The 12,347-nt window shown below is 27.3% G+C and carries 9 protein-coding genes and 1 pseudogene; all 10 read left to right on the top strand.

Going from position 1 to position 12,347, the window contains the following annotated elements; genetic code table 11:
- Positions 1 to 6: 6 nt before the first annotated feature.
- The 10 genes and pseudogenes from recN (at position 7) to ACY1IQ_RS07410 (ending at position 12,244) form a co-directional block, all read left to right on the top strand.
- Positions 7 to 1,698, top strand: a pseudogene (gene recN, locus ACY1IQ_RS07455) (DNA repair protein RecN).
- Between the two features lie 441 nt (positions 1,699 to 2,139).
- On the top strand, positions 2,140 to 3,327 hold the full coding sequence (gene spoIVB, locus ACY1IQ_RS07450; protein WP_461613354.1) for a SpoIVB peptidase: 1,188 nt from the start codon (positions 2,140 to 2,142) through the stop codon (positions 3,325 to 3,327).
- A gap of 186 nt (positions 3,328 to 3,513) precedes the next feature.
- Positions 3,514 to 4,323, top strand: coding sequence for a sporulation transcription factor Spo0A (gene spo0A / locus ACY1IQ_RS07445; protein WP_461613353.1), 810 nt, complete (start codon positions 3,514 to 3,516; stop codon positions 4,321 to 4,323).
- A gap of 1,269 nt (positions 4,324 to 5,592) precedes the next feature.
- A complete protein-coding gene (locus tag ACY1IQ_RS07440) occupies positions 5,593 to 6,111 on the top strand; it encodes an NUDIX hydrolase (RefSeq protein ID WP_461613352.1) in 519 nt (172 codons plus the stop codon).
- 74 nt (positions 6,112 to 6,185) lie between these two features.
- The gene (spoIIM, locus tag ACY1IQ_RS07435) at positions 6,186 to 6,809 is read left to right on the top strand and encodes a stage II sporulation protein M (protein ID WP_461613351.1); all 624 of its coding nucleotides are present in this window, start codon (positions 6,186 to 6,188) and stop codon (positions 6,807 to 6,809) included.
- Positions 6,810 to 7,070: 261 nt separating this feature from the next.
- On the top strand, positions 7,071 to 7,949 hold the full coding sequence (gene xerD / locus ACY1IQ_RS07430) for a site-specific tyrosine recombinase XerD (protein WP_461613350.1): 879 nt from the start codon (positions 7,071 to 7,073) through the stop codon (positions 7,947 to 7,949).
- Between the two features lie 33 nt (positions 7,950 to 7,982).
- Complete coding sequence (locus tag ACY1IQ_RS07425; RefSeq protein WP_461613349.1) at positions 7,983 to 9,158, top strand: phosphopentomutase; 1,176 nt, start codon at positions 7,983 to 7,985, stop codon at positions 9,156 to 9,158.
- 11 nt (positions 9,159 to 9,169) lie between these two features.
- Positions 9,170 to 9,985 (top strand): purine-nucleoside phosphorylase, encoded by an 816-nt coding sequence (locus ACY1IQ_RS07420; protein ID WP_461613348.1) that lies wholly within the window; start codon positions 9,170 to 9,172, stop codon positions 9,983 to 9,985.
- Positions 9,986 to 10,056: 71 nt separating this feature from the next.
- Positions 10,057 to 10,875, top strand: a complete 819-nt coding sequence (locus ACY1IQ_RS07415; RefSeq protein ID WP_461613347.1) for a purine-nucleoside phosphorylase — start codon at positions 10,057 to 10,059, stop codon at positions 10,873 to 10,875.
- Positions 10,876 to 10,939: 64 nt separating this feature from the next.
- The gene (locus ACY1IQ_RS07410) at positions 10,940 to 12,244 is read left to right on the top strand and encodes a pyrimidine-nucleoside phosphorylase (protein WP_461613346.1); all 1,305 of its coding nucleotides are present in this window, start codon (positions 10,940 to 10,942) and stop codon (positions 12,242 to 12,244) included.
- Positions 12,245 to 12,347: the final 103 nt, after the last annotated feature.

Genomic DNA, 12,347 nt, shown 5'->3' with positions numbered 1-12,347 from the left:
TAAAGGATGCTTTTACAATTAAATATTAAGAACTTTGCATTAATTGAAGAATTATCTATAGATTTTGAAGAAGGTTTTAATGTTTTATCTGGAGAAACTGGAGCAGGAAAATCTATATTAATAGATGCAATTAATTATGTTTTAGGTGGAAAGTTTAATAAAAATTTAATTAGAGCTGGTGAAGAAAAGACTATAGTAGAAGCAATTTTTGCTATTGATAATGAAAAAACTAAAAATATTCTAGATATACTAGATATAGATTATGATGATGTAATAGTTTTAACTAGAGAAAGTTTTAATACAGGTAAATCTATTGCAAAGATAAATAATAAAACTTTAATATTATCAAAAATAAAATTAATTAGCGAAGTGTTACTAGATATTCATGGTCAACATGAAAATCAAAATTTATTAGATAATAGTAATCATATAAATTATGTAGATGCCTTTGGTAGTGATAAAATAGAACATTTGCTAAATGATTATAAAGAAAACTATGATAAGTTATCCTCAATTGAGAAAAAAATTTCTGATTTAAGAGGTAATAATAATCAGAGGGAAAAATATGGATTTTATTAAGTTTCAAATTGATGAAATAAATAATATAAATCCTAAATTAGGAGAAGATGAGGAATTAGAAGAAAGATTTTCACTTTTATCTAATGCTGAAAAAATAGAAAAAGTTTATTATCCTCTTATAATTTATTAAAAAATAATCTAGAAGAAGGATTTTCTGTAATTGATGGATTATCTTATGTTATTAGGGAACTAAGAACTATAGAAAACCATAAGAGCGAGATTAAAAATATATCTAATGCTCTAGAGGAATGTTATTATTTGATAGAGCAAAATACAGATGAAATTAGAACTTTAAAAGATAATATTTATTATGATGAGAAAGAATTAGAATTTGTAAATTCCAGAATGTATCAATTAGGAGTTTGTAAGAAGAAATATGGAGAAACTATTGCTGATGTATTAAGTTACAAATCTGATTTAGAAAAAAAACTTGATGAATTACTTAATAGTGGAGAAATTATTGAAAAGCTAGAAAAAGAAAAAGTGCAATTAGTAGATATAATGCAAAAACAAGCTCTAAACATTTATAATATGAGAGTTGAAATTAGTGAACAATTAGAAAAAAATATAAAAAAAGAACTTGATTACATAGGACTTGATAAGAGTACATTTAAAATAGAAATAATACATACTACAGAATTATCAAGTAACGGAAGTGATAAGGTGCAGTTTAATATTTCCACGAACCCAGGTCAACCACTTCAACCTTTAGAGGATATTGTATCTGGTGGAGAGCTATCTAGAATTATGCTGGCACTTAAAACTGTATTTGTAGATAAGGATGAAATTCCTACAGTAATATTCGATGAAATAGATACAGGAATAAGTGGAAGAATAGCTCAAAGAGTTGGCGAGAAAATGTACTTAATTTCGAAGAATCATCAGGTTTTTTGTGTAACTCATTTACCTCAAATTGCTAGCATGGCAGATTATAATTATTTAATTACAAAAGAATCATTAGAAAATACTACTTATACTAATGTTACAAAAATGAATAGAGAAGAAAAAAAATATGAAATTGCAAGAATGATAGGTGGTAGTGAAGTTACTAAATTAACTTTGGATAACTCAGAAGAAATGATTGAAATGGCAAATATTTTAAAGCGAAATATAATATAATATACATAATATAAAAAAGAAATGACAAAATAAAACTATGAATTAATTTTAATTAATTCATAGTTTTTTTATAATTAACAGAATAAATAAATTAATAAAATTAAAAAAATAATAAATAATGGTAGTTATGTTAAAAAAATAATTTTTAATTATTAGTTTAAAATATCAGTAATTATTAAACTTTTTAACATATATAGAATTTTAAATTAATAATATACAATTAATAAGATATTAAATTAAGTTTAAAATTTTTTAATATATAATTTCCTACCTTTTCATAGTAATCGAAAGATAAGTATTTATTAAAGATCTTTTTATTAACCTTTCTAAATAATAGTAATATCATATCAATTTTAACTTTTAAAGAAATATCCTCTCAACATAATAAGTATTAAAACAGGGCAATTTAAGAGTACAGACTTGAAAAGGAGGTATAGCATTATGAAGAGATATAATGGTTTATGGTGCTTTTTTATATCAATTTTCTTATCACTAACTATAAGCAATTATAGTTCTTTTAATGAATATATTATTCATAATCCATTAAAAGAAGAAAATAGGCATATAGAAGCATCCTATACTAAAGATCATGATCTAAATAATATACAAAGTAGCAACATTAACGATTTTAGTAATAACGATATATTATTAACTCAAAGCACATATGCTAAAACTTCCGAAATAAAACTATATCCGGGAGGTCAGCCTGTAGGAATAAAACTTAATACTAAAGGTGCTTTAATAATTGCTCTGTCTGACATTGAAACAAAAGATGGAATTGTTAGTCCTGCAACAAAAGCAGGAATACAAATTGGAGATAGTATAATAAAAATAAATGGAGTAGATATAAAGAGTTCCGAAGATGTATCTACTTATGTAAACAGATGTAATGGTGATGATATTACTATTACAGTTTCTAGAAAAGATGAAACTTTAGATATAACAGTGAAACCTGTTTTAAGTGCAAATGATGGCAAATATAAGATTGGACTTTGGGTAAGAGATTCAACTGCCGGTGTTGGGACGTTAACTTTTTATGATAATAATACAGGAAAATTTGGAGCACTAGGACATCCAATAACGGATGTTGATACAGGTAATATAATGAATATATCAAACGGAGAAGTAGTTTCTTCTAATATCGTATCAGTAAGAAAAGGAACAAAAGGAAATCCAGGAGAACTTAGAGGAATATTCGTTGATGAAGAAAAGTGTCTTGGAAATATCACTAATAATACTGAATGTGGAGTGTTTGGAGAAGGAAATATTGGTCTAATAAACAACAGTTATTCTACTCCATTACCTGTAGCATCTAGAGACGAGATAAAAATAGGTAAAGCTCAAATACTAACTACAGTAGAGGGAAGTGAACCAAAGTTTTATAATATAGAAATTGAAAAACTTTTACCTCAAAAGGAACCAGGGTCGAAAAGTATGATTATAAGAATAACAGATAAAGAGTTCTTAGAAAAAACAGGTGGTATAGTACAGGGTATGAGCGGAAGTCCTATAATACAAAATGGAAAAATAATCGGTGCTGTTACTCATGTTTTAATTAATAAACCAGATACTGGATATGGAATTTATATAGATTGGATGTTAAATGATGCGGGGATTTTAACAAAATAGGTAGATTTTATGTATAAAAAATAATAAAATGTATAAGAGTAGTATTATTTTATACATTTTATTATTTTTAGCAATTATTCACATTTTTATTTTTTTATGATTTTTTAAGAAGGAATTGTTTTAGTTTTGTCGAAATTATAAATTGTTAGTATATGGCAATTTATAGAAAAAGGGGAGTATAATAATATGGAACAAACTAGTATCAGTGTACTTATAGCAGATGATAATAAGGAATTTTGTAATATTCTTAATGATTATTTATTGAGTCAAAGAGATATAAATGTTGTTGCGATTGCAAAGGATGGTATAGAAGCTTTAAAATTAATACAGGAAAAGAAACCTGAATTAGTTGTTTTAGATATAATTATGCCGCATTTAGATGGACTTGGAGTACTTGAAAAATTAAATAGCATGAATTTAGACCCTATGCCAAGAATAATTGTTCTATCTGCAGTAGGACAAGATAAAATCACTCAAAGAGCAATAACATTGGGAGCAGACTATTATGTAGTGAAACCATTCGATATGGATGTATTTACAAAGAGAATTAGACAAATGTTTAATAATACAATAACTAGTGACGATACTAAAAAACCAATAGTAGTAGATACACCAGAAGTAAAAGCTACACAAAATGAACCTATGAATTTAGAGGCGGAAATTACGAATATAATTCATGAAATAGGTGTTCCTGCTCATATTAAAGGATATATGTATCTAAGAGAGGCTATTACATTAGTTGTAAATGATATTGAATTTTTATCTGCAGTTACTAAGGAATTATATCCAACTATAGCTAAGAAATATAATACTACTGCTAGCAGAGTTGAAAGGGCAATAAGACACGCAATAGAAGTAGCTTGGAGCAGAGGCCAAGTAGATACCATAAATAAATTATTTGGGTATACTATTCATAATGATAAAGGTAAACCTACAAATTCTGAATTTATTGCAATGGTTGCAGATAAGTTAAGATTAAAAAATAGGGTGGGATAATAGAATATAATAGGTCGACATTACTAAAATTAGAAAAATTGCATAGATAAAAATGTTATAGCTATACATCAACTGATATGTTTTATTAAGTTGATTAAAATGGGATATTTTACGAAACCTCTTATTGATTCATATAGAGATTTGAACCAATAAGAGGTTTTCTTTTTTTGCCTAGATTAATAGAGTGTAATTCATACTTAGAAGATGTTCTAAAAAGGTTTTTTAAAATTATATAAAAGAATTGATTATTAAAAGAAAAGAAAAACTACCTTAGATATAAGAATATAAAGTTAATTCAACAAGTATAAGTATTTTATGGGAATTTTAAAATATGTAGAAATAAAACATTGTCTTATATCATAAAAATTAAGAGGAATAAATCTACTTTTATAGAATATTGCAATTATACAATAATTCTAACTAACAGTGATTAGCAGGAGGAATTTTATGTATATTAAAACAGTTTTTAATGAAAGAAATTCTCGCAAAGGTAAACATATGGTTATTATTAACATCTATATTATTTTTATGTATAATATACAACAGTGTGTGCATACAAGGGGGGGGGGGGGGGGGGGGGGGGGTGCGCGCGGGGGGTAACTTTCTGTTGTAATTTAAAAGAATTTAAAGAACAATATGAGAATCTTAATATAGAAAATAATAAACTAGAGCTCAAATGTCATTGATTATTTTGAAAAAATCTCTAGTTTAACTTCTTCTTATAATAAAAGAAATTGCCGATGAGTTAGCTAATTTAATAAGAGAAGAAGAAAAAATTATAAAGAAATATGAAAATTTAAAACCATCAAGAGAATTGCAAGAAGACTATGATGAGTTTCTCGAACTTTTAAATGAAAAAAATGAATTATATAAAGAGTTTGAAATATCTATTAGAGATAATGTTTATAATGGAATCTATACTTATTAATGAACATGATTAAAAATACAAAAGAAATGACTAAAGTAAGTAATGAGATTAACAATAAACTATCTAATTAAGATAAATAATTGTTTTGTTTTTTATTTTAAATCTTATTTTAAAAAATATCTAATTTAATTTAGATATTTTTTATTTGTCATTGATTTTTCTGGATAAAGTATTATATAATAAAGTCAATAAACTGGAATTTTTAGGCTGATTAATAGGCAGACTTTAAGGAGATATTCAGTAATTTAAATGCAGTAAGTTTGAATTAAAAATAAATTTATTTATTAGCCTATGTATATCATTAAGTATTACATAGGTTTGAATTTTTTAGGAGGTATTTTATGAAGCTTTACGAGAAAACCATTAATAAAGAATATATATATAAAGGAAAAATCTTAAATTTAAAAATAGAAGATGTAGAACTTCCTAATGGTAAGATTAGTAAAAGAGAAATTATAGAGCATCCAGGCGCAGTGGCTATATTAGCTTTTAAAGATAAACATACTTTAATATTAGTAGAGCAATTTAGAAAACCATTAAATATGTCAATATTAGAAATACCAGCAGGAAAATTAGAAGTTGAAGAAAATCCAGAATCATGTGCTATTAGAGAATTAGAAGAAGAAACAGGATATAAGTCAAAAGAACTAAAATATTTAGGGAAAATAGCAACTACTCCGGGCTTTAGTGATGAGTATATTCACATATTTAAAGCAATAAATCTATATGAAGGAAATATAGGTGGAGATGAAGATGAGTTTATAAATTTGCATGAATATAGAATAGAAGAAATAAAAGAAATGATTAAGAATGGAGAAATAATTGACGGTAAGACTATCGCTGCATTGAGCTTCTTATAATTATTTTAATGGCATATAACTTTATCTTACTACATAAATATTAATTAACTTTATGTAGTTAAGGAGGAGTTAGAATGTCTTTAAGAACTTTATCAGAAGGATTTAATAGGCAATTAGATGAAGATTTAATCTTATATTTTATTGCAATACTTTGCCTTTGTATAGGTATTGTTTTAGGTATATGTGGAGTTAAAAAGCTAACAGCTGTAGAAAAAGATTCAATTGTAAATTATATAACGGTAATATCTGATAGTTATTCAATAAAAAGTACAAGCTATAAATCAATATTCATTCAAGGTGTGAAAAATAATATATTTATCATCTTTGCCTATTGGGGTTTAGGATTAACAGCTATAGGTATACCAATAATATTAATATTAAATATTTTTAAAGGATTTACAATAGGTTTTACTTTTAGCTTTTTTATATCAAAATTAAGTAATAAAGGAGCTTTATTATCCTTTTTAGGAGTTCTTCCGCAAAATTTTATTTATGTTCCATGTATTATCTTCGCATCAGTTTTAGGAATTAAATATTCTTTTTCTAAAATTAAGAACAAAGTTTACTATAAAAATATAAATCTAAAATTAAATACTTTAAATTATTCAGCTACTCTTTTATGCTGTGGATTAGTTACCTTCGTAGGTATACTTTTTGAAACCTTTATAAGTCCTTTTCTAATTAAGTTAATGTTATAAATATAGGGGTATCATTTTATGAATAAAGAATTAAGGGATTTTCTGATATTATACCTTAGAACTTTAATCATCATAATTTTTATGGGGATAATATTACCAAATATATTAGATTATATATTTCATTTGATAACTAAGGGATCAACAATATACGAAAATAGTATTTTAGTTTGTAAATCTGTTGATAAACAACGTGAGCTGTTAGTATAATTACATTCATATCTTTAAACTTTTTATAAATTTTTAGATTTTATGGAGTTTTATATGAATGAATTATTAAGAAAATATATTGAGCATTTACAGTTTAAAAATTTATCTTACAATACAATTGATGCATATAAAAGAGATTTAACCAATTTCATTGATTTTTTGAAGAGTAGAGATGAAGAGTTAAATACTATAACTACTGATGTAATCATTCTTTATGCACAAAAGTTACAAAAGGAAGGTAAAGCTAATACTTCAGTTATTCGTAATATTATTTCAATAAGAAATTTTTATAAATACCTACTTATAAATAAAATAGTAGATGAAGATCCAACTTTAGCTTATGAGCTTCCTAAAAATAAAAAAGAAATACCTAAAATTTTAACAGTAGAAGAAGTAGATAAGTTTTTATTACAGCCAGATTTATCTACGGCTAAAGGTATAAGAGATAAAGCTATGTTAGAAGTTATGTATGCTACTGGGATAAAAGTAAGTGAATTATTGGGGTTAACAATCTATGATATAAATTTAAAGCTTCTTTATATTAAAATTAGGAGCAAAGATGAAGATGAACGAATAATTCCTTTAGGCAGAACTGCATGTAAATATCTTAGCCAATATTTGGAAGTACGTGATCAGTTTAATAAATATAACTTTGATTTATTATTTTTAAATATTAAAGGTAATAAGATGAGTAGACAAGGTTTTTGGAAAATAATTAAATATTACTCTAAAGAAGCAAATATAAATAAATACATGAATTCTTATACTTTGAGGCATTCCTTTGCAGTTCACTTATTACAAAATGGCGCAGATATTAAATCTGTTCAGGAATTATTAGGTCATAATAATATGAGTGCTACCCAAATTTACTCATTTATTTCTAGAAAAAATAAGATTGAGGAGATTTATAGAAAATCTCATCCTAGAGCATAGTAATATTGATAAACTGAAAGGAGTTAGGATTAGATGACAAAAAAAGTTGTACTTATAGTACTGGATAGTGTTGGTATAGGAGAACTTCCAGATGCAAATGAATATGGCGATAAAGGAAGTAATACATTAGGTAATATAGCCAAATCTATAAATGAATTTTCATTGCCTAACATGGAAAAATTAGGATTAGGGCATATAGATGAAATAAAAAATATTAAAGCTTGTAATAATATAGAAGGTGTTTACGGCAGATGTATGGAACTTTCTAAAGGTAAAGATACAATTACAGGACATTGGGAATTAAGTGGTGTTGTACTAGAAAAACCATTGAAAACTTACCCTAAAGGTTTTCCTAAAGAGATTATAGAAGAATTTGAAAGTAGAATTGGGAGAAAAGTGTTAGGAAATAAAGTTGCTTCAGGTACAGCGATTATTGAAGAACTTGGAGAAGAACATATTAAAACAGGATACCCTATAGTTTATACTTCAGCAGATAGTGTGTTCCAAATTGCAGCACATGAAGAAATAATTCCATTACAAGAGCTTTATAATATGTGTAAAATTGCAAGAGAAATGCTTGTAGATGATAAAATGGTAGGAAGAGTTATAGCAAGACCATTTTTAGGAAATAAAAAAGGTGAATTTAAAAGAACTTCTAATAGACACGATTATGCATTAGACCCATTTGATAAAACTATACTAGACTACATTAAAGAAAATAATAAAAGTGTAATGGCTGTAGGTAAAATAGAGGATATATTTAATAAAAGAGGTGTTACACATTCAGTTCATATAAAAGATAATATGGATGGTGTAGATAAAACTATAGATTATATGAAAACTGAGGAATGTGGATTAATATTTACAAATCTAGTTGATTTTGATATGAAATACGGTCATAGAAATGATGTAGAAGGCTATGCTAAGGCATTAATAGAATTTGATAATAGATTAACAGAAATATTAGCAAACTTAGGTGAAGATGATGTGCTTATAATAACAGCTGACCATGGATGTGATCCTACCACTGAGGGTACAGATCATTCAAGAGAATATATACCAGTATTAGTTTATGGAAAAAAAATAAAGCAAAATATAAATTTAGGTACAAGAAAAAGTTTTTGCGATATAGGAAAAACTGTACTTGATTTATTAGATATAGAAAATGAGCTTAAAGGTGAAAGCTTTAAAGACTTATTAACGAATTAGGAGGAAGTAATATGGATATTAAAATAGTTATGGAAAGTGTGGAGTATATTAAAAGTAAATTAAATTTTCAGCCTGAAATTGGAGTAATATTAGGTTCAGGACTTGGTGATATGGCAGATACAGTAGAAGAAAGAACTGTAATAAAGTATTCTGAAGTACCTAATTTACCAGTATCTACAGTACAAGGCCATGCAGGGCAATTTGTGGTTGGAAAGCTTAATGGTAAAAATGTTATAATGATGCAAGGTAGATTCCATTATTATGAAGGATATGATATAAGCACTTTAGCACTACCTATATACATAATGAAAAATTTAGGAGTTAAATCATTAATAGTTACAAATGCTGCTGGTGGAGTAAATACTTCATTTGTACCAGGAGATTTAATGCTTATTAATGATCATATTAATTTCTGTGGAAATAGTCCATTAATCGGAAAAAATGATGATAAGATTGGACCAAGATTTCCAGATATGTCCGAAGCATATTCAAAAGATTATATTAAGCTAGCACATGAAGTTAGTAGTAATCTAAACTTAAAATTACAAGAAGGTGTATACATGATGTTCTCAGGCCCAACTTATGAAACACCAGCAGAAGTGAGGATGGCTAGAATTTTAGGTGCAGATGCAGTAGGAATGTCAACAGTTCCGGAAGTTATTGCAGCTAGACATTGCGGGATAAAAACTTTAGGAATCTCATGTATAACAAATATGGCAGCAGGAATATTAGATCAGCCGCTAAATCATAATGAAGTAATAGAAACTTCCGCTAAAGTAAAGTCTCAATTTGTTAAATTGGTAAAAGAAATAATAGCAAGAATGTAATTTATTATTAGTTAAGTATTTCCTTTTAAATATTAAAGGAAATGCTTAACTAAAAAACTTTGGAGGGAAATATGGAATTATTAGAAAAAATTAATAGTGCTAGAGAATATATTCTAAATAAAGAAAATAGGAAAATTGACCTAGCTATAGTACTTGGAAGTGGCCTAGGTGGAATAGTAAAGGACATAAAGAATACTACTATAATTAAATATAAAGATATTCCAGGATTTCCTGAGTCTACTGTAAAAGGACATGCAGGGGAAATGATAATTGGAGAGTTAATGGGAAAACGTATTCTTGCAATGAATGGCAGATTTCATTATTATGAAGGATATTCTATGGAAATTGTGACTTTCCCAGTGAGAGTAATAAAATCTTTAGGAATTGATAAGATAATTATTACTAACGCTGCAGGAGGTATGAATCCAGAATTTGAGGCTGGTGACTTAATGCTCATTAATGATCATATTAATATGATGGGTGACAATCCATTGATAGGTAAAAACTATAAAGAATTAGGACCAAGATTCCCAGACATGTCTAATGCTTATGATAAAGAATTAAGAAGTATTGCTAAAAAAGCAGCAAGTACATTAAATATAAAATTGCAAGAAGGAATATATTGCCCAGTAACAGGTCCTACTTATGAGACACCATATGAGCTTAGAATGTTAAGAAAAATAGGCGGAGATGCAGTAGGAATGTCAACAGTACCAGAGGTTATTGTGGCTAATCATATGTCTATGAAAGTTTTAGGAATATCTTGCATTACTGATATGGCAATAGCAGATGATTTGGAACCATTAGATCATTCAAAGGTAATGGAAACAGCAAATAGAGCGATGACTAAATTTATATCCTTAGTAAAGGAAATAGTAAAGAATATGTAACTTAAGGAGGTGGAATATTTTTATTGGCATAAAATTTTATTGTGCACGATAGAAATAATATACTATGAGAATGTACGATTTAATATTAAAAAAGAGAAATAATGAAGAATTAAGTACAGAAGAAATAAATTTTATAGTAGAAAACTATACTAAGGGAGCAATACCAGATTATCAAATGTCAGCTATGCTTATGGCAATATATTTTCAAAAAATGAATGCAAGGGAGACTGCTGATTTAACTATGGCTATGGTTAATTCAGGAGATATTATAGATTTAAGTCCTATAAGAGGAATTAAGGTTGATAAACATAGTACTGGTGGGGTAGGAGATACAACTACATTAATACTTGCACCTATGGTTGCAGCACTTGATATTCCAGTAGCTAAAATGTCAGGAAGAGGTTTAGGACATACTGGTGGTACAATAGATAAACTCGAGACTTTCAAAAACTTTTCGGTGGCTATGAGTGAAGAACAATTTATAAATAATGTTAATAACATTAAAATTGCTGTAGGTGGTCAAACTGCTGATTTAGCACCAGCAGATAAGAAATTATATGCACTAAGAGACGTTACTGCTACAGTAGACAATGTTTCATTAATTGCATCTAGCATAATGAGCAAAAAAATAGCTTCTGGAGCAGATTGTATTGTTTTAGATGTAAAGGTTGGAGAAGGTGCCTTTATGAAAACAGTAGAAAATGCTCGTGAATTAGGAACTGAGATGGTTAAAATAGGAAGGTCTGTTAATAGAAATACTATAGCAGTATTATCAGACATGGATCAACCACTGGGTTTAGCAATAGGGAATGCATTAGAGGTTGAAGAGGCTATAAATACACTTAAAGGCAATGGTCCTAAAGATTTAGAAGAATTATGTTTAATGTTAGGTAGCCATATGGTAGTTTTAGCAGAAAAAGCTAAAGATGAAAATGAAGCAAGAGAAATGCTTAAAGAAGTAATAAAAAATGGTAAAGCTTTAGAAAAATTTAAGGAATTTGTTAAAGCTCAAGGTGGAGATGAATCTGTAATTGATGACGTTTCAAAACTTCCTAAAGCAAAATATGTAATACCAGTTTTAAGCCCTAAATCTGGAGTTGTTGAAAAAATACATGCTGAAAGATTAGGAATAGTTGCTATGGAACTTGGTGCAGGTAGAGCAACTAAAGAGTCAATAATAGATTTAGCTGTAGGAATTGTTTTAAATAAAAAAAGAGGAGATAAAGTTGAAGAAAATGAAGTTTTAGCATATATTCATTCCAATGATGAAAGTAATATAGAAAGAGCTAAAACTGGAGTGATTAGTAATTATGTTATCTCTCTAAATTATGAAGATAATATACCATTAATATATGATGTAATAAAATAGATAAAAAGCTTTCTGTATTGTGCAGAAAGCTTTACTTTTATAAAAATAAGCTTAGATAAAATAAAGGGTGAAAATTTCTAATGTAATTTAAGGTTATATTAGA

It is taken from the genome of Clostridium sp. Marseille-QA1073 (assembly GCF_054863625.1).
Note: the sequence above shows the minus strand (reverse complement) of the source record. Positions and strands in the feature narration are given on the sequence as shown.

Bases quoted from the DNA above. Each gene is read 5' to 3' on its own strand.
- ACY1IQ_RS07440 (WP_461613352.1), top strand. From the start codon at position 5,593: ATGAAGCTTTACGAGAAAACCATTAATAAAGAATATATATATAAAGGA.
- spoIIM (WP_461613351.1), top strand. From the start codon at position 6,186: ATGTCTTTAAGAACTTTATCAGAAGGATTTAATAGGCAATTAGATGAA.
- ACY1IQ_RS07415 (WP_461613347.1), top strand. From the start codon at position 10,057: ATGGAATTATTAGAAAAAATTAATAGTGCTAGAGAATATATTCTAAAT.
- spoIVB (WP_461613354.1), top strand. From the start codon at position 2,140: ATGAAGAGATATAATGGTTTATGGTGCTTTTTTATATCAATTTTCTTA.
- ACY1IQ_RS07420 (WP_461613348.1), top strand. From the start codon at position 9,170: ATGGATATTAAAATAGTTATGGAAAGTGTGGAGTATATTAAAAGTAAA.
- ACY1IQ_RS07410 (WP_461613346.1), top strand. From the start codon at position 10,940: ATGAGAATGTACGATTTAATATTAAAAAAGAGAAATAATGAAGAATTA.
- xerD (WP_461613350.1), top strand. From the start codon at position 7,071: ATGAATGAATTATTAAGAAAATATATTGAGCATTTACAGTTTAAAAAT.
- ACY1IQ_RS07425 (WP_461613349.1), top strand. From the start codon at position 7,983: ATGACAAAAAAAGTTGTACTTATAGTACTGGATAGTGTTGGTATAGGA.
- spo0A (WP_461613353.1), top strand. From the start codon at position 3,514: ATGGAACAAACTAGTATCAGTGTACTTATAGCAGATGATAATAAGGAA.